We start from the raw sequence: 23,223 nt of genomic DNA, 5'->3' as shown, positions 1-23,223 counted from the left end.
GATCTGGTAGTGTCTGGCACCGATTCGGCCTCAAAAATTTCAGTCACTTCGTATTGTATCTCGAATACTGTTAATACTGGTATTCTATACAGCTTATATTAATAAATTGTGTTTTAAATGTCAATATACCATTTACTTTGTACTGTTATTCTAGGTATAGGACTCTGCTATTCTGTAACGAGGGTGAACTTATGAACACAGATTTCTTCGGTGAACGCTTGAAGGCAGTTCGCAAATCAAAGCGCCTCACGCAACTGGGATTGGCTAACCGATTGGACGTCAGCAAAGGCACAGTTTCCGCCTACGAACAAGGTTTGTCCTATCCGTCACTTGAAACATTCGTCAAGATCTGCGGCATTCTTGATACATCAGCGGACTACCTGTTGGGCGTCTCGGATAATCTACCCTTTAAAATGGGCGGCCTAACGGAAGAACAAGTTGGCAGTATTCTGCAATTTGTCTCGTTGATTGAACATGCTAATGAGATTACGAATAGCCACGACAGTCATTAATAAGGCATCGCGTCGGCCCAGTTCAAAAATTATGATCGAAACAAAAACACGCTTACCATTGTCGGTAAGCGTGTTTTTTGGTACTTTTCAAGCCTCAGCTGAAGGTTTAAAGTTACACCACGCAAAACTACTGGGAATCCTTAAGCAGCGTCGACTTCGTGATAGATACCTTGGGACCTAAGGAACTTACCCATGAACTGGCTATTATCAAACCAGGGTGCCGTCTCCTTTCACTACGGACGGGGCCAAGCGTCACGAGGTGGACTACCACTTTATCCACGTCCGCAGCGATGGCCAGCAACTACGGGCATTGACCAAAATCATTGAAGATAACGCCATTGTACCGCCGCTGATCCCCAAGAATTTTCTTTAGACCAAGTCAACGATGCGCAGGCCTACCTGGCCAACGGGCACCCCAAAGGTAAGGTCCTCATTCACTTTGACGGAAAAGAAGCCCGCTTATGACCCCCTACATCAATGTTCCCACCAAAACCTTAGTCACCCCAGCACAGAAGACCTTTGCTTATCGCAAAATTGGCGTGCCCGATGATGTGCCCGTGATCGCGCCGATTCACCTTTCGGGCAATCTCGACAACTGGGACCCCGTCGTGATTGACGGCCTTGCCCAAGAACACCAAGGCGTCGGCGGGTCGGGCGGTAAAGCGGCCAAAACCATTCAGGGCATGGCCCAGGAAATTCGCGAATTTATTCACGCGCTCGGTCTCAAGTGGGGCGACCTGTTTGGCTTCTCAATGGGTGGCTTCGTTGCACAGGAAGTGATCAACTAAGAACCGACCTTAATCAGGCGTGCAATCTTGACCGGGACAGGGCCCCGCGGCGGTCAAGGAATTCGTGACGTCACCAAGATTTCTGATTGGTCCTTAGTCAAAGCAATCTTCACCCGCACCGCCAACGGTAAACGACAAGCGGTGCAGTTTTTGAAACGACTCACAGCCCGTCGCGAGAATCGGGATCGGTCAATCGGCTGGTCCGCCTACCGAACCCAGCTAAAAGCCATTCATCGATGGGGTTCGGAGCAGCCGATTGATTTCTCTGAACTTGAGATCCCCGTTCTAGTGACCAACGGGGATCATGATATCATGGTCCCCACCAAGCCCAATAGCGACAACCTAGCCAAGGCCTTTTCACACAGTCAGCTCATTATTTATCCGGACGCTGGCCACGCGGGGGGGTTCAGTTTGGCGGTGACTTTGTTGAGCGGGCTAACCAATTCTTGAAATAGCCCCTTTTGAATCTTCCCATCTACTCCGAATAATAGACAAGGCACCTGAGCAGCAAGTCTGTTGTTCAGGTATTTTGACGGTATTTACGGTAGTGGGAACCACTAAAGACCGGTTAAAACTGCTAGTTTTATTAGCCCATTTATGAAATAAAAGGCCCTTAACGACTGGTTAAGGGCCTTTGCTGTACCGGTATCAAAACAAAACATGTTAATCTAATCTGCATGGCTTATTGTTCTTCACTAACATGTTTTGTTCCTAATTTATCAAAATCAGAAACCGTATCCTTGTTTGTCGTTTTAGTCATCAAAAAAGTTTCATTCGAATCATTCGCCGGATTTGTATATCCTGTATACATCTCACTGAGGATTTTGACGGGTTTGTCGTAAATCAGCCGAAAACCATTCGTCATTGTATAGTTATAATAAGTCGGTACCTCTACGTCATCAGGAGCCCATTTTAGATGCTTTAGCTTTGCTGAATCTTTTTCCAATTCTAAACGTCGATGGGTGATATTTTCGAAATTCACGTTATTGCCAGAATTATCCGTTTTAACTTTGGCATTTAACAACTTGGGTGTTGGTTTTTCATATTTTGGCGTGGCTTTTAAAATCGTCGCTTCATTAGCTTTCAAGTAAGTCAATTCATCTTGATAGTCTCGAAGCGCTTTGTGGGCATCTATACTACCAAGGTAGTTTGGATGCTTTTTGTAATACCTATAGTCACTCTCCGTATTTTTAATAACGTTTTGAATGTACGTCTTATTTCCAATATTATCCTTCTGATCTATAAAGTCTTTATAGTGTTCTTTATCCTTTTTTTGAGCTAAAGTAATAATCTGATTATCACTTTTCCCATCAATATCACGCATACTAAAGTCGTTGTCTGGCATGTTATAAACCGTCGCCTTGCCATTCTTTGTCACTAAAATCTGTTCGATGTGTGTATCCTTGCTCAACTCATAATCGCTAGAGGAATCTGACTCCGCCATGTACCAAATTCTTTGATTAGCTGATTGCGCATCCCTTATGAAAGACACTTTCTTTTCATTAACCTGATTCGGCCCCGTTTTCCCACAAGCCGACAATGATAAAATGGCTATTCCTAATAAAGCGACACTCGTCAAGCGTTTGATGTAACGTTTCATATTCGAACTCTCCTCAGAAAAATTTTTTATGCAGCAATTGGGTGTTATTCAAAATAGGTGATTCTCTTCCCACAGTAAAATGCTCGCTTATGCGACAAAAGAGGCCAATTCAAGAGTGAATTGGCCTCTTCATATTCCCTTCATCAACACCGTTGACTGAAAGACCTTAGTCATACAAAATGAGTGATTTAAATCTCAGTAAAATGATCCAATCTCTCGATTTTACTATTTGATTTTAGTCATTCGCTCTGAACCCGAGGCATTCCCTGTATTGACATGCAGCACTTTAGCACTACTTTTCTTGATCTTGATGGTTTCTGTTTGCGACTTATCGTATTTTCCTTTGATGGTGTAGAGCTTGCCCTTCTTGGTGTAACGACATTTCTTCAGGGTCATGTTGTACTGCGCACCCTCAAAGTAAAGTGTTGACCCGTGGGTACGAATGCCTTCATAACGACGAGCGTTAATCTTTACCTTCTGACCGGCAAGAATATAGTACTTGGGTCCTAGCTTAGTTCGGTAAAAACTGTGCTTTAGAAATGACGGCACCCCATGATGCCAAGTCGCAGCTTGGGCATTGGTCTGCATGAAGAGTCCTGATGTGCAAACACCAACGGCGACTAACGAACCGACTATAATTTTTTTGAGATTCATCATTGTTCTCCTTTAGGTTTAATGGAAGACCCGAGCAATTCCAGCCACGTCAGAGCGTTGGCCGTTCTTGATTGGTTGCACCATGATCCGTGGTGGCCAACTTTCAATCACCTTACCCTTGCCTAAATAAATGGCCACGTGCCAAATCGTGTGCGTTCCGGGTTGGTAATAAAAGACCAAGTCGCCACGTTTCTTGTGACTGTAAGCAACGTGTTGAAACTTATTGCTGGCCCACAGGTTACGGGAATTCCATTCGTTGCCTGGATAAGCATGATGGATAGCACTGATTGGCTTGGGGTTAATCCCACCCGCATAGAGGGCCTGCATGACGAGGCCGGAACAGTCCGTACCATAAACAGGCTTGGAAGAAGAGCCAACCAGATAAGGATTGCCCTTGTACTTATAAGCTTGCTTGATCATCGCCTCAATATGGGCTGTGCGACCGTTCCAAGCATGGGCCCCTAGTGGCGCGACGTATGAATCAATACTCTTCCAGCTGGATTTAGAAAAGCCGAGTTTGACCCAGGTCTTTTCGTTGACAGTCCCTGTGACTTTCAGATGATGCTTACGCTGGAAATTCTTGACGGCATAAACCGTAGCTGAATTGTATTTGTTGTACCCATTAGCGGTACCTAAACGGTGCATGATCTTCCAGGTCTTGATGCCTTCGTAGCCACGCTTGACCGTATAACCCACCTTACCGTAAGGCTTGATCTGCGTGTAATTGACTTGATAATACTTCTTCGGGTTTTGGTAGCCGGTCGTCTTGGCAACGAATGCCTTGTTGGCGGTCACGTATTTGCCCGTATTGGTTTTTAACACGGGCGCGTGCCCCTTGACCGTAACCACCTTGGAAATCTTGGCGTAGTGGTCCTTATGTACCGTTGCCGCGTGATGTTTCTTGGCGGCATCCTTGTAATACGCAACCGTCTTCTTAACTCGGATAATACCGGGATTAGTCGTGTAATAACTGGTCTTAGCTTGCGCGGAAGTGGTGATTCCAACGCTGCTTAAACCGGCAATGACGAGTAATGCGGATAGCCAATGTTTCTTCATTATATTTTTTGCTCCTCTGTGAATTTATTTATGAATACTCACTTAATAGCTCAAGGCCCGATAAGCATCATGCTTGCGGTGCTTGTGTAAGCTAGTTAAGGTCATACTTGTTTTGCACTTTGTCCACGGGTCATTGTAGTAGGCCCGCGTACTGCTGTAGCCAGAAAGCGTGATAGCATGGTTCACAAAGCCATCGACACCAGCGACCCAGATCACGACGGGATGGCCTTGATTGATTTGGGCCTTCATCATTTTGAAGGAAGCTTCGGTCATGTCTGTAGCTGAGCCGAGATGATGCTTGACGGTCTTCATGAGGCCCTTGGGATAGATCCACCAACCAGAACGGCGATAAGGACTACCAACGAATCCCTTGTTAGGGTTCGAGCTCCGCGGCATCTCTTTGGCTAGCGACATCTTGGTGACTCTAGCTCCAGCGTACTGGAGCATCATGGTTGTCGCCGTGATTTCACAGCCAGTAGGAAGTTCCGGGCGTTGCCCAATCAAGGGAATGTTGAGCCACCGGTAGGACTTGACGGTCCCGTTGCGGTGAATCCAGCCCGTTTGGGTGTGCTGATAAGTAAACTTTAACCAAGTCCCATCGGCCATCGTTTCTTCACGCGTAATATGAACCTTTTTATTCGCGTAGTGCCGCCCGGTCGACATGGCTTTCATGTTCCTAGCCGAAGACTTGGCACCGCCCGTACGGTACACCTTGTAGTTATGTTGGCGGTTAGCCCCAATCTTGGTGTAGTAGTTCACTTTTTGCTTACCGATGACTTTGCGGTAAGTCACTTGTGGCTTTGGCCTCACCTTAGGTTTAGTTTTTGAGGCCGACGTCGCTGACGTATTGGAGGAAGATCCAACTGATTCAGATGAAGTAGACTCTCCCTTGACTGTGTTCGTCTTGGTCGTCGTTGACGAAGCGGTCGACGGTACCGTTGCCGCGTAGACTACGCCGCTGGGTGCAGCACCCAGGAAGAGGCCTAGTCCGACAACGGTCAAGCCTGCGATAAGTCGGTTCATGTCATTCTCACCCCTATATGCATAAAGTTATTAAGCCAAACGCTTTGAAGCTATTTAACGTGCACCGTCAGCAGGTGTTACTCTTGAAAAATGGCCCTGTGAATAATAGCCAACAGTGGCGCTGACTCTCTTCGCTTTAGGCGCATAAATTTTCTTATTGAAGCTGTGTGAACCCGTTAGTTTTACATAGCTAGTTCCCTTATAGGTCTTAATCCGAGCATAATTCGCTTTTTTGCCTATATTTACAGTTCCGGTAACTTTAACGTACTTCTTAGAAGACGTCTTTCTAGCCGTTAACTTTGTGATTTTGCTTTGAACGCTTGGCACACCAGTGACCTTATCCGGCCGGATGTTCGTCTCAAAGTACTGAATGAAATAGTCAGAAATATCACTAATACTACCCGGGTCAACATTATTTTCACTAATTTCCTGATCAGCTTCATCAATATCTTCATTGACGACATTTTGGTAATCAGTGTCTAAACGTCCTTTAAGCTGATCGTAAACAGCCAGCATTGCGCGATAGTCCTGCTTAAATGCTGGTGTTACCTGACCTTTCCGACCAAGCTCACTGACCGCGTGTGTCGCCAGAACATGCATGACTTCTGAGAAGTCAGCATAGGTTCCATACGCATTGACCGGCTTTCGTTCCATGCGCTTAAAGAAGGCAGCATTGAGTTGTTGTTTTACTTTAGGACTGGCCTTTTAAACCGTCTGTTTAACGCTATTTTCGTCATCCTTAAAAACTTGATAACTAATTGGTGCATCTTCATTGTTATAGGCTTGTGCTTGGTCGTGAACATGGGAACGGTGGTGGTGACACCCCCTACTAACACACTGCTCAATAGAATGGTCGTGGCTTTATTGATCCAGCTAAATTTCATTGATGTTTCCTTCTAGAATGGTGAGATTATTGTTTAACGACTTACCAATTCTTCATTTTGTGATAATACGGTTTATGCGTAAACGACTGGTTTTTTGAGAATTTGATCCGATGATGACTGTAAGTTCTGATGTAATAATGAACATGCTTGCCAGACCGGGTAACGCTCTTGATTTCATAAAGGTGCTTGCTGAGCTTGCGACAAGGTACCTGCAGCAGATAAACCTCAATTTTTCCGATACGTGTTTTAGGAAGATTAGCTTTCCGGTATTCGATGACAACGGCATCTCCGGCAAGTTCGATTTGATGGAGATGGTGGTTGACCACTTTTGTTCGATAATCGCCCCTCAGACTTTTGCCAATCCCGCTTTGCCATTTGGTTGCGGCACTTGCTTTCACTGGTGCGCCAAATAGCCCAGCACCGACCACCACCAATGCGATTGCGATCATCATTAAATAAAATTTCTTTTTCATAAATTTTGCCTCCTAAAATTTTGGATCTTCGGTGTCCGAATCGCCGATAAACGTGCCATCCTCGCGGTAATTAAATGTATAGCCTTCTGGTCCCAAGGTCAGTAAGTAACGGGCAGCTCCCACAATGGCGAAGAACAAGGCAAAACACCATAGGATAGCGTGGCCAAAGAACTTAAACATCATCTTCATCCCCGCCGCATCGCTCTTAATGGCGCTTTTCGTCTCGCCAAAGGAACGGTCATTGCCATTAAACCCGGTATTGACCAACCGAACGGCGCGAAACTGAGCTTTTCTGAAATCAGCGGCCTGCATCTCAGACAGGTTATCAAAAATTCCCTTGGCTTTTCGGCCATGTTCCCACTCGTATAACACAAGAAACCCGTTCGCAATCGGATAAAACATTGCGGCCTGAATGCCAATGAAGATAAAGTAAACCGGAAATTGACCACCCAGAAAGGCTTGCTTACCGAAGTAAATCCATGCAATGGCGGCACCAATTGCAATAGCGTAACGCGTTGCCCAAAACCGCATGTTCAGGGCGAAAAATTCCTGCTTGAAAATATCCAAAACCTTTTTAATCATGAAACTCCTCCTCATCGATAATTTGTCACTTACGCCAATATAAGCGGCTTTATAGTATAATATACAACAAACAAGTATTATTTTCCTCTTTTTATAAATAATAAGGTCTTTTTTTCTCTGTTAATGGCATAAATACTCCATTATGGTTAGCTTTAACGCCACGATAGGAGATAAGCCAACCATGCAAAACGCAATTAGTAAACTGGTAAGTCAGAAACGACGAGCCTTAGATTTGACCATTGAAAAATTGGCTGAAAGAGCTAGCGTTTCCGTTAGCCTAATATCGCGAATAGAGCGCGGAGAACTCGAGAATATAAGTCTTAACAAGTTGCAGTCTATTGCGTCGGCTCTGAACCTAAATCTAAGCGATTTCTTCACCGATGAGGCGCTAACTGGTGTCCACACTTTAGAATTAATTGCCTATCTAAAGTCCCTGCCAGAAAATCAACGTGAGATCGTCTCAGAAAGTATCTTGAAAATTTTAAAACTATAGTTGGTACTTCTCTACAATTAGATTTGCGATCTCAGCCAGCGTATACTTGCTCGCATAGGTCTGATACTCAGCCATCAAATCAATATTGCCAGTAGGCAGCCTAATTTCAAAAATACCAAATCTTCTGTAATCGATACGGTGGCCCGAATCTTGGTCGATAAGAAACTTCAAATCTTGCAATAGCTGTAGTCTGCTCAATAATGGATTCTCTACCTTTTTCATACGCAACTCACTCCCCAAAAAATAAGCTAAAAAAATAAGCTAACTTCAACCGAATTGGTTAAAGCTAGCTTAACGCCGCCACTAAATAAATAACAGACTTGTATAAATCTGAAAATTAATTTGGGGTTGTGGCAGGTAAATTTGTTTAAGTAAATTAATTTTAACATACGTGTCAAATTCTAATACAATTATAAGAAATTAAAAGGATCGCTACTAGCCAATTTCTCGGCTAGTAGCGATCCTTTTAAGTGTCCATTGCCCACGTTGCTGGTAGTGAACCCCTTATTTTTAAACTAAATTCGATCAGAAGTGGTTCTAACAAACACTGTCTTATCGGCATTTGTTACGCCATCAAGTTATGGGAATTATTCCCACTCAATAGTCGAAGGCGGCTTACTCGTCACATCGTAAAGGATGCGGTTCACGTGATCCACTTCGTTGACGATGCGGACAGAGATTTCCTGTAGCACGTCCCACGGAATGCGGGCGAAGTCGGCGGTCATACCGTCAATCGACGTCACGGCTCGGATACCGACTGCGTAGTCGTACGTCCGGCCATCACCCATGACCCCCACACTCTTGATGTTTGGTAAGACGGTAAAGTATTGCCAAATGTCGCGGTCGAGGCCGGCCTTCTTGATTTCTTCACGGAGAATCAGGTCACTATCACGCACGATTTGTAACTTGTCTGGCGTGATTTCACCAAGAACCCGAATCCCTAAACCGGGACCTGGGAACGGTTGACGCCAAACCAACGCGCTTGGCATCCCCAGCTTTTCACCCAACTCACGGGCTTCATCCTTGAATAATGAACGTAGCGGTTCGATCAACTGGAAGTGCATGTCTTCCGGCAGGCCACCCACGTTATGGTGCGACTTGATGGTCTGTGCCGTATCCGTCCCACTTTCAATGACGTCGGTATACAAGGTTCCTTGTGCCAGGAAGTCAATCCCGTCGAGCTTTTGTGCCTCGTCATTAAAGACTTGAATGAACTCGTTACCGATAATCTTTCGTTTCTGTTCAGGTTCAGTGACACCAGCCAACTTACCCAGAAAACGGTCCTGCGCATCGACTTTGACAATGTTCAGACCAAACTTCCCTTCCAGGCTGTCCATGACTTGCTTGGCTTCACCCTTCCGCAACAGGCCGTGATCCACGAAGATACTGGTCAATTGCGACCCGATGGCCTTGTGCAAGAGCACGCCGACCACGGAGGAGTCCACCCCACCGGACAGACCCAACAAGACGCGCTTGTCGCCGACCGTCTCACGGATGTGTTGAATTTGCAGGTCAATGAAGTCATCCATCGACCAGTTAGCTTTTGCGTCACAGACATCAAAAGCGAAGTGCTTCAGAATGTCATTACCGTACGTCGTATTACGAACTTCCGCGTGGAACTGAATCCCGTAGAAGTTCCGGTCAACATCTTGCATCGCAGAAATCGGGCAGTTTTCGCTCGTTGCCACACGTTCAAACCCATCGGGCACTTGGGTCACCAAGTCACCGTGGCTCATCCACACCGTCTGTGTCTTTGGTGTGTCCTTAAACAGCTTTGCATCGTCGCTTAAGACCGTAATGTCCGCCCGGCCATACTCGCGACTGTCGGCAGATTCAACCTTGCCACCGGCCAAGCTATGGGCCATCAGCTGCATCCCATAACAGATTCCCAAGATTGGAATCCCTAGCTTGAAGATCTCAGGGTCAACGTTAAACGCACTACTGTCATACACGCTATTCGGTCCACCGGAGAAGATAATCCCCTTGGGGCCCCAAGCCTTGATCTCGGCCGCACTCATGGTGTGCGCCTTCAATTCAGAGTAAACGCCCATGTCACGAATCCGGCGCGTAATCAATTGATTATATTGACTTCCGAAGTCCAAGACGATAATCTTATCGAATTTGGACATATCAACGTTTGCCAAGCCATTCACCCTTTCTTCTTTTTCAACATTGCTTATATCATACCGATTTCTGAAACGCGGGTCAATCTAAATCCAACAGAAATCCGGGAGAATTAAGTCACCCGTTAATCAATTTCACTCTCTCAGCAGTCACTACCACCGGTTACCACGCAAATTCAATCGCAGATGAAAATACGTCTGCCGGTCCAGCTTCCGTCGTTCAACCGCCACAAAACCATATTGGGCCGCCAATTTGGCAAGCTGACTACCCGGCCGCACATCCATCCCCATGGCGTTAGCGCCACTCAATCTTGCCCGGTGAATCGCGTCCCCCATCAGCCACTCGGCAAACCACCAGCCTTGATAGGTCTTCCCCTGGTAGCGGCCACGGACCGTCAGCATATCCAAATACCACTCGTCCGGCCGAGCCCGTGGTGTCACCACCACCTGCTGTGGCGGGGTGACCTGTAGCCGCTCAAATAACGCCGTCCACTGATTATCCAGTGTGTGCTCAACCGCCGCCGGATAGCCGTATGCCACGCCAACCGCGACGCCCTGGTTCTGATACACCCGCGCCTGCGGATAGCCATAGCGAAATGCCGATTGATGATAGCCGACAAATAAAAGCTGGGACAGCTGCTCCTTACTTAGACGCCGTAACCGCCGCAACTGTCGCCGCTCCAGCTCGTGGAGCACCAACATTGCCACAGCATCGGCATCCACAATGGTTGCGTCTCGTAGCATGGCAGTCCTCCTAATATTTCCGCAGCAACAGCCGATCCACCCGGTGATGGAACGTCTTATGAATAATCATATCCGCCCGATTACGCGTGGGTAAGATGTATTCCTCCAGATTCTTCAGGTCAATGTCGTGCCACACCTGCTTGGCCTTGGCGATGGCCTGGTCGTGCCCACCAATCGCATACGGATAATAGTAATTCGTGGGATCCTGAAAGGCCGTGTTCAGTAAGAGGTCGAACCGTTCCAGGAACCAGTCCTCGATCAGCCCCGGGTCTGCATCCACGTACAGGGAAAAGTCGGTAAAATCGCTCACATAAATTTGTTCATTGGTCGGTAATTGCAGGGTATTAATCCCTTCCACAATCAACACGTCAGGATGCACAATATATTCGGACTGTCCCGGCACAATATCATAAATCTTATGCGAATAGACGGGGGCCTTAATCAGCGACTGCCCGGCCTTCACGCTGTTTAAGAAGTGAATGAGGCTCGCCATATCATAACTCTCCGGGAAGCCCTTACGCGCCATGAGGTTGCGTTTCTTCAACTCCTCATTGCTATAGAGGAACCCATCGGTCGTGATCAACTGAATTCGCTGCCCTTGAAAGTAGTGATTCAGCAAGACCTCCAGCAGTCGTGCCGTCGTACTTTTTCCAACCGCCACGCTCCCGGCGATACCAATGATAAAGGGAACCCGGTGCGCCGGTCGTTGGAGAAAACGGGCCTTGTCCTGTTGAAGCCGCTGATAGTGGTCGAACTCTAGCCGCAGTAAGTGCACCAACGGAATATAAATATCCTGAACGTCTTGCAGGGAAATCCGGTCGTTAAAGGCCTTAACTTGCCGCAAGCTCTCCTGAGTCAGCGGCAACGTCGCATCGTCGGAAAACGCCCGCCACTGAGCACGGGTAAACGCATTGTAATTGATGGGATCTGACATGGGGACACCTCAACTTTTCAGAAATAATTAGCCCCATTATACCGCAGATAACGCCGGATTCCTCATGGTTCGCTAAGAAAGTTTAAAGCCAAATTTCCCACCCCATCGCGCGCCACAATAATCACTGCCCCCCCAAAAAACAAATAAAAAGGCCAAGCATATCGCTGAGCTTGACCCTGATTGTAATTAAATAATAACTGAAGGTTGAAAGTTCTAAAACACGCATTATGACTGTTGTCACAACAATACTGGGCCTAAAATTAGGCAACGTTATCCAAATATCGCCTTACCGGCCGGCAGATATGGGCTGGAGGCTCCCCACAGCAAGCGGAATCCATGCCGCCGGAGTGCGCCCATTTCAACTAGTTTAACGGTGATAACCCTACTATCACAAGAGTAACATGAACATTTCATCTTTCAACCTTCAGATAATAACCCACATCAGACACAGGCTACCGAACTAGATCAGTTTGAAATAGTCGATCACTATGTGAGCCGTGAGGGTGGTGGAAATTAGCCCAGCCGTGGGAATTCTCTAAGTGGCAGAGCCACTTGGAGAATTGGTGGTTTTGAAACTCGCTTCTCAGAGGTTCAAAACCAAGCTGGAAGACCGCTCTTCGGCTTCCAGCGTCCGCCCACAGCGTCACGGCCAATTTCCACCACCCGGTAAGGCGCAATATACAGTCTAGACCATTTCATACTCATCGGTTGGGACGTCGCTCAGTAAGGGGGAAACGTCGCCTACCGCCACCAAGCTCAGCCGGTGCATTGCCCGCGAACAAATGGTGTAGAGCAACTGGCGTTCATCGTCCACCTCAAAGCGGCTAGCCGATGCCTGCCACACAATGACCGCATCGAATTCCAGCCCCTTGGCCAGGAACGATGGGACCACGATCAGACCTGGTGCCAGTCGTTGATTTTCCGACTGGATCAGCGTGACCGCGACGCCCTGATCCCGCAATTTTTCGGTCAAATCTCGGCAATCCGCCAAGTCCTTGCCAATAATCGCGGTTGTTTCGTCCTCAGCGTCATTCTGCTTGACCAGGTCAATGACCCGTTGCAAGCCATCCGCTTCATCCGCAGCCACCGTAACCGTTGGCAGCTCACCCTCTCGATCGAAGGCCGTGACCGCTTCACCATTCTTCAAGATATGCTTGGTGAAGTCCGTCACCTGCTGTGTCGACCGGTACGACTGCGTTAACTGAACCACCTTGGTCTTGTCCGGATCGAACATCGTACTGAGTTCCTGCAGCAACGTACGACTATTTTCCTTGGTGAAGATGGCTTGGTTCAGGTCCCCCAGCATCGTGAACCGTGCGCGAGGGAAACTGAACTTCAAGAATGCCAGTTGAAAGGCATTGTAGTCCTGAATTTCATCTAAGAAGACGTAGCGCATATCCCGTTCGCCGGCCTTCCCCGTCATCTTGTCGTAGAGGTACAGGTACGGTGTGGTATCGACCAGCTGCATGCTGTGATCGCGCAATTTATCAACTGATTCTTCCACGCTGGCCTGCCAATCCGCCACACTAATGTGGTAATCACTCAGTGTCATGCGGTTCGGTATGTCCCGTAGCAGGTGCACGTACTGGTTATTGATACTCAGGAACCGCGCCCGGACGATGGCCTTACGAATCGGGCTAAACGCCTGCATGACCACCTTCCGTGCTAGGAATTGGAATTCTTTGTCGGCGGATTCAAATTCCCGCGGTTCATCCCCGTACAACGCGTTCAGATGTTCACGGTCGAGGTCCTGAATCGTCTCTTCGACCCACTTCGTCTTCATTTCACTAGAAATGCGCCGGTTGAGGATCCGAATCAACGACTCCTTCGTTGCCTGGAGCCGGTTAGCCAAGTGATAGTTACGGTTAAAGCTGTAGTAAATTTCTTGAATTTTTTCTTTCGGGATAAAGACTTTCCCGTTGAATTTAATATTTCTGAAGACCATGTCGGTGCTTTCAAGATGGTCGGCATAGCCAGTCACGGCGTCGAAGAACTCCAGGCTCCCCTTCAGGCGACTGATACGTTCCTGAGCGGGGGTGTTGGTCTCGTCAAACCGTTGGGCCAGCGTTTCCACGTCAATCTTCGGCAACCGACGCCCGGCGTACTGGTAGTACGTCATCTGGACCATGTTGTGCTCACCGAGTTCTGGCAAGACCTGGTCGATGTAGTCGTTGAACAATTGGTTCGGCGAGAATAGCATGACTTGACCGGCCGTCAAATGGCCCCGGTAGCGGTACAGCAGGTAGGCGACTCGTTGCAGAATCGCCGCCGTCTTCCCAGAACCCGCGGCCCCCTGCACGAATAACAGGTCGGAGCCAGTGTCTCGGATAATCCGGTTCTGTTCCTTCTGAATGGTCGTCACGATACTCTTCATCTTGGTATCGGAGTGCTCACTCAACGCGGACAACAACATCTGGTCAGTCACCGTTTGGTCGGTATCGTAGAGGGTGACAATCGTGCCGTCCTCAATCTGGAACTGTCGTTTGAGTTGGACGTCCACGGTCTGTTCCCCATCGGGCGTCTGGTAGCTGACGTTGCCCAACTCACCATCATAGTAAATGCTGGAGATGGGCGCCCGCCAGTCGTAGATTAGAAAATGGTCGGGTGAATCGGAAAAGGACCCCAAGCCAATGTAGATGGTTTCTGGCTTGGACTTGGCCCCTTCTTGGAAATCAATACGGGCAAAGTAGGCCTTCTTCTCCAAGCGGTTCAGGGTCGTCAACTCAGTTGTCGCGTGTTGCCAACTGTTCTGCCGTTCGGCCAACATCTGTTGTTGCTGACGCACGGATAACGCCGTTTCCAAGATGCCTTCGTAACTGTCCGTCTTGATTCTTAAGTCGTTGACGAAGTTCTTGCGAATCCCTGCCTCGTCATCCTCGGCAGAATCGATCCGCTTCTTGGATTCAGTCTGCGCGACCTTGATCTTCGCGACCACTGCATCTAAATGTTCCTGCTCATGAGCCTTAATTGAATCTGGCAAGCCAATCCCTCCTCGAATTAACCGGGCAACCTAGTCGTGATATACCTAATCATCATACCTTAGTGCCACCTCTGTAGACCGTCAGGGGCAATGGCTGGTGGGCCTCATTTTGCAGGCCCTTCATTTTCACCGATACCGCTTACGCTCCCCCCGGATTCAGCGACGCTAAGGCTAATAATTCGACTTACAATTCTACACTTAATCCCCCTATAAATAAAGAAATGTGACTGCTTAATGTCGGCTAGTTCGCGCCAACTTTGGTATAATTGAGGAGATATTTTTTCGGGGGTGACATTATGGACCAAGTTTCCGTATTAATTATTCTAACCGCCGCGTTAGTCACGCCGCTAGTCATGGCGAAATTCAAGCTCACCATGCTACCGACCGCCGTAGTGGAGATCCTAGTCGGCATCATGCTGGGACCCAGTCTCTTCAATATCGTTCACACCAACGATACGTTAACTTTATTATCAAACACCGGGGTCATCTTCCTGATGTTTCTCAGCGGGATGGAGATTGACTTCAGTCTCTTCAATCGCCGCAAGCAACCCCAGACGCCACTGGCCGCCAAGGTCGCGGGTAGTGCGCCCAAGTACTCGCCGGTCTTCATTGCTGTCAGTAGTTACGTTGCCGTGGCCGTCAGCGCCCTTCTACTCGGCTTCATCTGCCAGTGGATCGGCCTCTTCAAGGACCCCTGGTTGGCCGCAATTATCTTCATGACGATTTCTCTAGGCATCGTCATCGCGACGCTGAAGGAAAAGGAACTGTTGAGTAAACCCTTTGGTCAGACCGTTCTTCTGATTGCTGCTTTAGGGGAAATTATTCCCCTGTTCGCGCTGACCATCTACGCCTCCATCTTCGGCAAGAGTGGCAAATCACTCTGGCTGTTGCTTCTGGTCTTTCTGGCTGCCGGCATCCTGTTCCGTCGGTTCAAGCCCTTCTTTACCTTCTTCAATAGCATCAACAAATCCACGACGCAACTGGATATTCGGCTGGCGTTCTTCCTGATCTTCAGCATGGTGGTCATCGCCGAATCCGTCGGTGCCGAGGGGATCCTAGGGGCCTTCGTTGCCGGGATCGTGATGAAACTCTTACAGCCACAAGAGGACACCCGGACCCGGCTGGACGGTATTGGTTACGGGTTCTTTATCCCGATGTTCTTCATGATGAGTGGGGTCGCGCTGAACCTGCGCACACTGCTGTCCGATTCCGCCACGTTGCTCTTGATTCCCGCTTTTCTGGTCGCCTACCTGCTTGCCAAGACCGGGGTCTACTTCATCCTGCGCTTGCGGTTCAAGCGGGGCAACGCCTTTGCTGGTATGGCCATCACGTCAACCACAATCACCATGGTTTTAGCCGTCTTACAGGTTGCCAAAACCATGAAGGTCGTCACTAGTCAACAGTCTGGTGCCTTCCTCTTGGCTGCCATTTTAACCTGTGTGCTGGGTCCGTTATTGTTTAACACCGGCTACACCGCCGAGGCCGAAGACTTGAAGAAGTCGACGGTCCACTTCATTGGGACCAACCTCTTGACGGTACCAGTCGCCCAACAATTGGCGGACAGTTGGTATGATATCAGTATGTACACCGACAAACAGGCAAATTACAAAACCTACGACTCCGAAGTCAACGTTTCCCTGCTAGACTCGCTTGAGACCGACTATGTCACGGCACAGGATGTCTTCGACGCGGATATCGTGGTTCTGGGACACTTCAATGCCAATAAGAACTATGAGCTTGCTAAGGCAGCCAAAGCTTACGGTGTCAATCGCGTCATCGTGCGTTTCGAAGACCGTAACATCCTAGATGAGCGGGCCGACGAGCTGACCGATCTGGGTATCGAGGTCTACAACACCCCCAACGTCAATATCGCCATGCTGCGGAGCCTGATCGAAGCCCCAACAACGTTGCGGATGATGACGGCTTCAACCTCTGCCGTCTACGAAGTGGCGCTGCGTAATCGGCGCTACACCGACCAGCAGATTCGCAACCTGGACTTTGTAGGTGACGTCACTATCAGTCAGATCTTCCGTAACGGTCACTTTGTCCGGCCAACTGGTGGGACTCTGCTGAAGTTCAATGACCGGATTATCTTCACGAGCTCGCCGGAAAAGGCACGGGAAATCCGGCGCGAGCTAGGCATTCTCAATTAAACCTGTTACAATGGTACCCGCAACTTGAGGGACGATTAACCGCCTACGATGGCAAGGCATCGCGCTGTGGGGCGATCCTCTAGAGCCAAAAAGCGGTCTCTAGAGGCGAATGGAAGCCTTACAAAAAACGTAAGTCTCCCATCCGGCCCAGGTTCTAAGCCGGAATGACACCGACAAAGAACCTTGTCACTGCGCGAAGCCTTGCCCTCTCCGGCTAATAATCTACCACTTCGTTGCGGGTATCATTATCCAGTTGAACAGATCATTATCAACACTTTATAAAAATTCATACAGTATTTTCCAAAGCATTCATGGGTAGTAGCACACTGCATAACCTTAACCTCTAAATTAATTTAGAATTGGTTCCTGCATGTAAGCCGTGAGGGAGCCGCAAATCAATCCAGCCGTGGGAGTTCTCTTAGCGGTGAGCTTTACCGCTTAGAGAACTGGGACGTTGAAAACTCGCCTTCCAGAGGTTTTAACGTCAGTCCAGAGACCGCTCTTTGGCTCTGGACGTCCGCCCACCGCGTCACGGTTGATTTGCGGCTCCCTGTAAGGCACGGCTATCCGCAATCATCAGTAATTTAATTTTAAAGGAGCGAATGACATGGCGACAGTTGAACTTTATTTGGTCCGTCACGGCCAAACCTTTCTGAACAAGTATTTCCGCATTCAGGGGTGGATCGATGCCCCATTGACCGACAAGGGGCTGGCCGACGCTAAACGTGCTGGCGAGCGAATGGCCAAGATTCCTTTCGCGGCAGCTTATGCCAGCGATATGTCCCGGGCCCAAAAGACGGCGGACATCATCCTGGCCGCGAATCCACTCGACCAGAGTGCCCTTCAGACTGACCCCGCTTTCCGTGAAGAGAGTTTCGGCTTCTTCGAAGGTATGGATGAAGGCGAAACCTGGCACACGGTCGGCAGTCCCAAAGGGTTCCACACCTTCGACGACATGATCGCCGGGCTGACGATTGAGAGGACCAAGGACATGTTTCATGCCCAGGATCCTTACGGCGATGCCGAAGATAACGCCGCCTTCTGGGCTCGTCTCCAACCCGGATTTGATCGGGTGGTGGCCGCAGCCAACGATGGCGATAAGATCATGATTGCCACGCACAGCACGACCATCCGGAGTACCGTCTCCAAGTTCTCCGACATTGATATCTCAATTCCCGTCGACAACGGGAGTATCACCAAGCTAACCGTCACCAATGGTCGGTATCACGTCGACTACTACAACAACTCTGAGGGCCCCGTACTCTAGGTGCCCGCTCGCAAATAAAATCATTGAACGTCAAACCATGCTTGCTGGTTTGGCGTTTTTTTGGCTGCCTTGATAGTGATTGTGGCCCAACACCGTTCGGAGGTCTATTGGCAGTATTAGCATGTGGAAAGTGATCGTGACTGCTTGCTTCAACGTCAGTTCACGTTCGGTTAGTCACACAACTCGCTGGTGTAAAGATTAAGTTCTAGTAAAGGTCAGGACTTTCATGAGACTAAATCGGCGAAAATTACATTGGTAGTAGTGTAGCGACTGTTTCAAAAGTATTCATGTATGGCTAAGAGGTTAGATGATTTTTTCGCGAATACCTAAGGTTAAAATCTGGCTTAGTAAGAAGCAATCAAGGTGTGGCCGGTTCCACGACGGACGGACCTGCCGGCGATTGGGGTTGCCCTTGGTGGTCGCAAAAAAGCCCAAGAGCTGGATTGCTCTTGGGCCTTCTGTTAAAGCGTTCTTTATGCTTATGTTGCCGAAACGTGTTCCGCGAGGCAGCCGGTTCCGCTTAACCCCGCTAAGCTAAAAATCCAGGTTCGGGATTTCCACCTTAGCGACACGAAAAGCCCAAAAGCTTGACTGCTCTTGGACTTTCCTTAAGGCGTTCTTTGATTTTATGTTGCCGAAACGTGTTCCAGCAGACAACCAGCTCCGCTTAACCCCGTAAAGTCAGAAATCCAGGTTCGGGATTTCTAACTTTACGACGTTAATGCTCACTAGTTACCGCCTGCCTCCACACTCTTTAATCTTTAATCCCTAATCAATGACGCTTCTTGAGCCCGTTGCTTGTAGAGGGAAACCTCATCACTTGCAGCACGGACCCAGTGCCGTGGCGCGATTTCTACCAAGTGACGTTCCTTACCGTCATTTTCTTGGCTGCCATCATAAGCAATCTCTTCCCGTGTCCGTTCGAACTCTGGATCGGGTACTGGGACGGCTGACAATAGGCTCTTGGTGTAGTCGTGTAACGGGTGGGCGTAGATCTCGTCAGAGTCGGCGATCTCTAGCATTCGGCCGTAGTGCATCACCCCGATACGATCGGAGATGTACTTGACCATGGAGAGGTCATGGGCGATGAACAGGTACGTTAAGCCCTGCTCACGCTGTAACTGCTTCATCAAGTTCACGACTTGCGCCTGAATCGACACATCCAACGCGGAAATCGGTTCATCGGCGATCACAAACTTGGGGTTCACAGCTAACGCCCGGGCAATCCCGATCCGTTGTCGTTGCCCACCTGAGAATTCGTGGGGGTACCGGCTGGAATGATCCTTGTTCAGACCCACCGTTTCCAGTAAGTCCTCGACCTGCTTCGTCCGGTCAGCGTCATCCTTGGCAAGGTGGTTGATATCAATCCCCTCAGCCACGATGTCTTTGACCTTCATCCGTGGATTCAGTGAGGCATAGGGATCTTGGAAGATCATCTGCATCTCTTGGCGGAAATCATGTTGATCCTTCTTACTGGTGAAGGCATCAACGTTCTTACCGTCAAATAGAATCTCACCAGACGTTGGTTCGTACAAGTGAATGATGGCCCGACCAGTGGTGGTCTTACCTGAACCAGATTCACCAACTAGCCCAAAGGTTTCACCCTTATAAATATCAAATGAAATGTCATCAACGGCGCGCACTTCATCAGCCTTACCAACGTTGAAGTACTGCTTGAGGTGCTTGACCTCGAGGATTTTTTCGGCATTTTCGTAGTCCATTATTGCTGCTCCTCCTCTTCTTCAATCGGCGTCGTCGACTCTTGAGTCTTCAACCACGTCTTTTGCATCTTCGCGTACTTCTCTTGGCGTTCAACAATCTGTGCTGGCGGTGTTACCTTGGGTGCATCCGGATGGAGCAACCAAGTGGCCGCATAGTGCGTATCGGAAACTTTGAAGAATGGTGGCTCTTGTTCCGTATCAATCTTCAATGCATAGGCGTTCCGAGCCGCAAAGGCATCCCCAGTTGGTGGATCCAGTAAGTCCGGTGGCGTCCCGGGAATCGAGGGTAAGGAGTCCCCACTCGAATCCAGCGTTGGCATTGAGCTCAGTAAGCCCCACGTGTAAGGGTGCTTTGGGTTATAGAAGATTTCATCAACCGTTCCGTATTCCACGATTTTACCCGCGTACATGACGGCGACCCGGTCGGCCATCCCGGCAACCACCCCTAAATCATGGGTGATAAAGATGATCGACGTTGAAATCTTGTCTTGCAGTTCCTTCATCAAATGCAGAATCTGCGATTGGATGGTGACATCCAAAGCAGTCGTTGGTTCATCGGCAATCAGCACTTCGGGGTAGTTGATCAACGCAATCGCAATCACGATCCGTTGCCGCATCCCACCGGAGAATTGATGCGGATAGTCGTTGATCCGGTTTTCAGCATCCGTGATCCCAACTAACTTCATCATTTCCAAGGCTTGTGCCAAGGCTTTTTCCTTCTTCATGCCCTTGTGCACCATTAAGGGTTCAGCAATCTGCCGACCAATCTTCATGGTGGGATCCAACGAGGTCATTGGATCCTGGAAGATTTCGGCGATGTCTTGGCCCCGAATGGCCTGCATTTCACTTTCGCTCTTCTTCAACAGGTCTTGTCCCTTGTAAACGATCGAGCCACTGGCAATATTCGCATTCGACGCGTTCAGACCCATGATGGTCCGCGTCGTAACGGATTTCCCAGAACCAGATTCCCCAACAATGGCAAGTGTTTCACCTTTCCGTAAATCAAAGCTAACGTTCCGAATGGCCTTAACGTCACCGGCATAGGTCTTGAAGTTAACTTGTAGATTCCGGACCTCTAAAATGTCTTTTTCGTTATCCATGACGTTATCTCACCTACTCTTTCGTCCGCGGATCGAATGCATCCCGCAACCCATCACCCAAAAGGTTAAAGGCTAGCATGATAATACATAGGATCAGTGCTGGCCACCACATCTGATAAGGCAGGAACTGGAAGTTCTTTTGCCCATCATTTAACAGTGTCCCTAACGAAGCTTGTGGGGATGAAATCCCGATCCCAATATAGGACAACGTGGCTTCGAAGAAGATGGCACTAGGAATGGTAAACATCGTGTTGATGATGATGACACTCGACAGGTTTGGCAGCAGATGCTTGAAGGCAATCTTGAACGAACTTTCACCCAGCGTTTTCGCCGCCAGGATATACTCTTGTTCCTTGATTTCCAGCGTCTGCGCTCGCACCAGCCGGGCCATGTTCACCCACGAGGTTAATGCAATAGCGATGATGATAGACATCATCCCAGGTTTCAGAATCAGAATTAACAGAACGATAACCACCAGGTTAGGAATGGACAGGATGATTTCAATGACCCGTTGCATGAACGTATCAACCCGTCCCCCTTTCCAACCGGAGACTAACCCGTAGGTCACCCCGATGGTTAAGTCAAACAGTGTGGCGACGAGCGCAATGATCAGGGAGATCCGTGTCCCGTAAAGAACCCGGGAGAACAAGTCCCGACCTAAGTAGTCGGTTCCCATGATGTAATGTACACCAGTGGCCCCAGCTTGCTTGTAGGCGTCGATCCGTTGACCGGCCTGAACCAGCGTCCCATTGAACCCGTTGATACCGATTCCAGGAATTTTTGAGGGCAAGTTTGCGTATGATGGATTCACAGCGTTAGGGTTGTGTGGTGAAACGACGAGAGACCCAAAAGCCATTAAGAAGATGATACCTAAGACAATCAGAGACACCCAGGCGCCTCTGTTCTTCTTTAATCGCCGCCACGCATCCTGTCTAAAGGTCAGTGACGGTGCTGCAATTTTTTCGCTATCTAAAGCTTCGCGATCCGCAGCCGTAATGGTTTTAAAGCTATCTTCTGGGAGTTTTACTGTATCTGCCATTTATTTACCTCCTAGTTAGCCTTTCCTGTAAGCCGAATCCGTGGGTCAACGATTCCGTAAAGGATATCGGTGATCAACAGAACGACACACAACATGAATGAATAGATGATGGTCAAGCCCATGATGGTTGGGTAATCGTTCGTCAAGACGGACTTGACGAACTGTTCCCCAATCCCGGGGATGGAGAAGATGTTTTCAACAACCATCGACCCGGTCATGATGTTAACCGCTAAAGGACCCACAATCGTGATTAGTGGAATCAGACTGTTCCGTAGCGCATGGTGGTAAATAACCCCCATCCGACTCAAGCCTTTAGCCTTGGCCAACTCAATGTAATCAGAACTCAACACATCGACCATTTCCGTCCGCACGAACCGCGCCGACTCGGCTAACGGCGTCGCACCTAACGCTAAGGTTGGCAGTACTGTGTAGATAAAGCCACCCCATTCAGCGATTGGGAACCAACCCAACTTCAGCCCCAAGTAGTACTGTAACAACACAGCCAGAACGAAGGAAGGAATTGAGATCCCCAAGATGGAAACAACAGTTGTCGTGGTGTCGACCCACGTATTTTGCTTCATCGCACCGAAAGCCCCGATGATGATTCCAAGAATGACACCCACAATCATGGCTTGCAGCCCAATCTGTAAGGATGGTCCAATCCGGCTGGAGAGCAGGTAGGACACGGGTTGGTCACTGAACTGGAATGAAGTCCCGAAGTTACCTTTGACGGCCCCTGCTAGGTACAGCAGGTATTGTTGCCACACCGGCTTATCCAATCCATATTGCTGGTAAATTAACGCAATCTGGCTTTTGGACAACTTGGCTTGGTTCGTCAGTGGCGTCCCGGGTAACAACTTCATCAGGAAGAATGTGACGGTAATAACGATGAATAAGGTCAGGATCAGATAGAAGATCCGCTTTGCTAGGTACTTTGCCATTTGTTTACCTCTCAATCAGTAGACTTATTCGTTACCGTTAAGTTGTTAAGCTTAACAAGAATTATATGAAAACAACAAGACGATAAATGATTGCTATATATCGAAAAGTAAGGACTAACTGCTTCGTTAATCCTTACTCCCCGATTAAAACTATAA

Annotated in this window: 22 protein-coding genes; 6 read left to right on the top strand and 16 right to left on the bottom strand. The window is 48.6% G+C overall.

Going from position 1 to position 23,223, the window contains the following annotated elements:
- The first annotated feature begins 191 nt into the window (after positions 1 to 191).
- The 3 genes from ACKTSF_RS03400 (at position 192) to ACKTSF_RS03390 (ending at position 1,750) form a co-directional block, all read left to right on the top strand.
- On the top strand, positions 192 to 512 hold the full coding sequence (locus ACKTSF_RS03400) for a helix-turn-helix domain-containing protein (RefSeq protein WP_407886659.1): 321 nt from the start codon (positions 192 to 194) through the stop codon (positions 510 to 512).
- A gap of 461 nt (positions 513 to 973) precedes the next feature.
- Positions 974 to 1,300, top strand: coding sequence for an alpha/beta fold hydrolase (locus ACKTSF_RS03395; RefSeq protein ID WP_407886657.1), 327 nt, complete (start codon positions 974 to 976; stop codon positions 1,298 to 1,300).
- A 27-nt stretch (positions 1,301 to 1,327) separates the two neighbouring features.
- On the top strand, positions 1,328 to 1,750 hold the full coding sequence (locus ACKTSF_RS03390) for an alpha/beta fold hydrolase (protein ID WP_407886655.1): 423 nt from the start codon (positions 1,328 to 1,330) through the stop codon (positions 1,748 to 1,750).
- Positions 1,751 to 1,982: 232 nt separating this feature from the next.
- On the opposite strand, the gene ACKTSF_RS03385 is transcribed toward ACKTSF_RS03390, so the two are convergent.
- From ACKTSF_RS03385 to ACKTSF_RS03355, 7 genes are all read right to left on the bottom strand, one after another.
- Entirely contained in the window at positions 1,983 to 2,900 is a 918-nt protein-coding gene (locus ACKTSF_RS03385) for a hypothetical protein (protein ID WP_407886653.1), read from the bottom strand.
- 225 nt (positions 2,901 to 3,125) lie between these two features.
- Positions 3,126 to 3,554 (bottom strand): hypothetical protein, encoded by a 429-nt coding sequence (locus tag ACKTSF_RS03380; protein WP_407886651.1) that lies wholly within the window; start codon positions 3,552 to 3,554, stop codon positions 3,126 to 3,128.
- 18 nt (positions 3,555 to 3,572) lie between these two features.
- Positions 3,573 to 4,610 carry a DUF5776 domain-containing protein gene (locus tag ACKTSF_RS03375; RefSeq protein WP_407886649.1) on the bottom strand — a complete coding sequence of 346 codons (1,038 nt, stop codon included), beginning with the start codon at positions 4,608 to 4,610 and terminating at the stop codon, positions 3,573 to 3,575.
- Positions 4,611 to 4,652: 42 nt separating this feature from the next.
- A complete protein-coding gene (locus ACKTSF_RS03370; protein ID WP_407886647.1) occupies positions 4,653 to 5,633 on the bottom strand; it encodes a C39 family peptidase in 981 nt (326 codons plus the stop codon).
- 54 nt (positions 5,634 to 5,687) lie between these two features.
- A complete protein-coding gene (locus ACKTSF_RS03365; protein ID WP_407886645.1) occupies positions 5,688 to 6,287 on the bottom strand; it encodes a hypothetical protein in 600 nt (199 codons plus the stop codon).
- Between the two features lie 271 nt (positions 6,288 to 6,558).
- Entirely contained in the window at positions 6,559 to 6,990 is a 432-nt protein-coding gene (locus ACKTSF_RS03360) for a hypothetical protein (RefSeq protein WP_407886643.1), read from the bottom strand.
- Positions 6,991 to 7,002: 12 nt separating this feature from the next.
- Entirely contained in the window at positions 7,003 to 7,572 is a 570-nt protein-coding gene (locus tag ACKTSF_RS03355; RefSeq protein ID WP_407886641.1) for a hypothetical protein, read from the bottom strand.
- Between the two features lie 181 nt (positions 7,573 to 7,753).
- Here ACKTSF_RS03355 and ACKTSF_RS03350 point away from each other — a divergent pair, with 181 nt between their 5' ends.
- Entirely contained in the window at positions 7,754 to 8,065 is a 312-nt protein-coding gene (locus tag ACKTSF_RS03350; protein ID WP_407886640.1) for a helix-turn-helix domain-containing protein, read from the top strand.
- Here ACKTSF_RS03350 and ACKTSF_RS03345 read toward each other — a convergent pair.
- The 5 genes from ACKTSF_RS03345 to helD all read right to left on the bottom strand — a co-directional run bounded on the left by ACKTSF_RS03345 (position 8,060) and on the right by helD (position 14,846).
- Entirely contained in the window at positions 8,060 to 8,287 is a 228-nt protein-coding gene (locus ACKTSF_RS03345) for a hypothetical protein (RefSeq protein WP_407886638.1), read from the bottom strand. The genes ACKTSF_RS03350 and ACKTSF_RS03345 overlap by 6 nt on opposite strands.
- A 365-nt stretch (positions 8,288 to 8,652) precedes the next feature.
- Positions 8,653 to 10,194 carry a glutamine-hydrolyzing GMP synthase gene (guaA, locus tag ACKTSF_RS03340; protein ID WP_407886935.1) on the bottom strand — a complete coding sequence of 514 codons (1,542 nt, stop codon included), beginning with the start codon at positions 10,192 to 10,194 and terminating at the stop codon, positions 8,653 to 8,655.
- 147 nt (positions 10,195 to 10,341) lie between these two features.
- Entirely contained in the window at positions 10,342 to 10,932 is a 591-nt protein-coding gene (locus ACKTSF_RS03335) for an N-acetyltransferase (RefSeq protein ID WP_407886636.1), read from the bottom strand.
- Between the two features lie 10 nt (positions 10,933 to 10,942).
- Positions 10,943 to 11,866, bottom strand: coding sequence for a type I pantothenate kinase (coaA, locus tag ACKTSF_RS03330; protein WP_407886634.1), 924 nt, complete (start codon positions 11,864 to 11,866; stop codon positions 10,943 to 10,945).
- Positions 11,867 to 12,551: 685 nt separating this feature from the next.
- Positions 12,552 to 14,846 carry an RNA polymerase recycling motor HelD gene (gene helD / locus ACKTSF_RS03325; protein ID WP_407886632.1) on the bottom strand — a complete coding sequence of 765 codons (2,295 nt, stop codon included), beginning with the start codon at positions 14,844 to 14,846 and terminating at the stop codon, positions 12,552 to 12,554.
- A gap of 296 nt (positions 14,847 to 15,142) precedes the next feature.
- Between helD and ACKTSF_RS03320 the strand changes: the two genes are divergently transcribed.
- A complete protein-coding gene (locus ACKTSF_RS03320) occupies positions 15,143 to 16,999 on the top strand; it encodes a cation:proton antiporter domain-containing protein (protein ID WP_407886630.1) in 1,857 nt (618 codons plus the stop codon).
- Between the two features lie 607 nt (positions 17,000 to 17,606).
- Positions 17,607 to 18,266, top strand: a complete 660-nt coding sequence (locus ACKTSF_RS03315) for a histidine phosphatase family protein (protein ID WP_407886628.1) — start codon at positions 17,607 to 17,609, stop codon at positions 18,264 to 18,266.
- A 761-nt stretch (positions 18,267 to 19,027) separates the two neighbouring features.
- Here ACKTSF_RS03315 and ACKTSF_RS03310 read toward each other — a convergent pair.
- The 4 genes from ACKTSF_RS03310 to opp3b are packed head-to-tail and all read right to left on the bottom strand — an operon-like array spanning position 19,028 to position 23,067.
- Positions 19,028 to 19,987, bottom strand: a complete 960-nt coding sequence (locus ACKTSF_RS03310; RefSeq protein WP_407886626.1) for an ABC transporter ATP-binding protein — start codon at positions 19,985 to 19,987, stop codon at positions 19,028 to 19,030.
- A complete protein-coding gene (locus ACKTSF_RS03305; protein ID WP_407886624.1) occupies positions 19,987 to 21,087 on the bottom strand; it encodes an ABC transporter ATP-binding protein in 1,101 nt (366 codons plus the stop codon). The genes ACKTSF_RS03310 and ACKTSF_RS03305 overlap by 1 nt, the downstream gene beginning before the upstream one ends.
- A 13-nt stretch (positions 21,088 to 21,100) precedes the next feature.
- Positions 21,101 to 22,126 (bottom strand): ABC transporter permease, encoded by a 1,026-nt coding sequence (locus ACKTSF_RS03300; RefSeq protein WP_407886622.1) that lies wholly within the window; start codon positions 22,124 to 22,126, stop codon positions 21,101 to 21,103.
- An 11-nt stretch (positions 22,127 to 22,137) separates the two neighbouring features.
- On the bottom strand, positions 22,138 to 23,067 hold the full coding sequence (gene opp3b / locus ACKTSF_RS03295; RefSeq protein WP_407886620.1) for an oligopeptide ABC transporter permease: 930 nt from the start codon (positions 23,065 to 23,067) through the stop codon (positions 22,138 to 22,140).
- Positions 23,068 to 23,223: the final 156 nt, after the last annotated feature.

Origin of the sequence: Levilactobacillus muriae, from assembly GCF_045862015.1 — a bacterium.
GTDB classification, from domain to species: Bacteria; Bacillota; Bacilli; order Lactobacillales; family Lactobacillaceae; genus Levilactobacillus; species Levilactobacillus muriae.
The sequence above is the reverse complement of the archived record's forward strand: the minus strand, read 5'-3'. Positions and strand labels throughout refer to the sequence as shown.

What these genes read in the sequence shown, in the direction of transcription:
- ACKTSF_RS03400 (WP_407886659.1), top strand. Translation starts at nt 192, where the DNA reads ATGAACACAGATTTCTTCGGTGAACGCTTGAAGGCAGTTCGCAAATCA.
- ACKTSF_RS03395 (WP_407886657.1), top strand. Translation starts at nt 974, where the DNA reads ATGACCCCCTACATCAATGTTCCCACCAAAACCTTAGTCACCCCAGCA.
- ACKTSF_RS03385 (WP_407886653.1), bottom strand. Translation starts at nt 2,900, where the DNA reads ATGAAACGTTACATCAAACGCTTGACGAGTGTCGCTTTATTAGGAATA.
- ACKTSF_RS03380 (WP_407886651.1), bottom strand. Translation starts at nt 3,554, where the DNA reads ATGAATCTCAAAAAAATTATAGTCGGTTCGTTAGTCGCCGTTGGTGTT.
- ACKTSF_RS03375 (WP_407886649.1), bottom strand. Translation starts at nt 4,610, where the DNA reads ATGAAGAAACATTGGCTATCCGCATTACTCGTCATTGCCGGTTTAAGC.
- ACKTSF_RS03370 (WP_407886647.1), bottom strand. Translation starts at nt 5,633, where the DNA reads ATGAACCGACTTATCGCAGGCTTGACCGTTGTCGGACTAGGCCTCTTC.
- ACKTSF_RS03365 (WP_407886645.1), bottom strand. Translation starts at nt 6,287, where the DNA reads ATGGAACGAAAGCCGGTCAATGCGTATGGAACCTATGCTGACTTCTCA.
- ACKTSF_RS03360 (WP_407886643.1), bottom strand. Translation starts at nt 6,990, where the DNA reads ATGAAAAAGAAATTTTATTTAATGATGATCGCAATCGCATTGGTGGTG.
- ACKTSF_RS03355 (WP_407886641.1), bottom strand. Translation starts at nt 7,572, where the DNA reads ATGATTAAAAAGGTTTTGGATATTTTCAAGCAGGAATTTTTCGCCCTG.
- ACKTSF_RS03350 (WP_407886640.1), top strand. Translation starts at nt 7,754, where the DNA reads ATGCAAAACGCAATTAGTAAACTGGTAAGTCAGAAACGACGAGCCTTA.
- ACKTSF_RS03345 (WP_407886638.1), bottom strand. Translation starts at nt 8,287, where the DNA reads ATGAAAAAGGTAGAGAATCCATTATTGAGCAGACTACAGCTATTGCAA.
- guaA (WP_407886935.1), bottom strand. Translation starts at nt 10,194, where the DNA reads ATGTCCAAATTCGATAAGATTATCGTCTTGGACTTCGGAAGTCAATAT.
- ACKTSF_RS03335 (WP_407886636.1), bottom strand. Translation starts at nt 10,932, where the DNA reads ATGCTACGAGACGCAACCATTGTGGATGCCGATGCTGTGGCAATGTTG.
- coaA (WP_407886634.1), bottom strand. Translation starts at nt 11,866, where the DNA reads ATGTCAGATCCCATCAATTACAATGCGTTTACCCGTGCTCAGTGGCGG.
- ACKTSF_RS03320 (WP_407886630.1), top strand. Translation starts at nt 15,143, where the DNA reads ATGGACCAAGTTTCCGTATTAATTATTCTAACCGCCGCGTTAGTCACG.
- ACKTSF_RS03315 (WP_407886628.1), top strand. Translation starts at nt 17,607, where the DNA reads ATGGCGACAGTTGAACTTTATTTGGTCCGTCACGGCCAAACCTTTCTG.
- ACKTSF_RS03310 (WP_407886626.1), bottom strand. Translation starts at nt 19,987, where the DNA reads ATGGACTACGAAAATGCCGAAAAAATCCTCGAGGTCAAGCACCTCAAG.
- ACKTSF_RS03305 (WP_407886624.1), bottom strand. Translation starts at nt 21,087, where the DNA reads ATGGATAACGAAAAAGACATTTTAGAGGTCCGGAATCTACAAGTTAAC.
- ACKTSF_RS03300 (WP_407886622.1), bottom strand. Translation starts at nt 22,126, where the DNA reads ATGGCAGATACAGTAAAACTCCCAGAAGATAGCTTTAAAACCATTACG.
- opp3b (WP_407886620.1), bottom strand. Translation starts at nt 23,067, where the DNA reads ATGGCAAAGTACCTAGCAAAGCGGATCTTCTATCTGATCCTGACCTTA.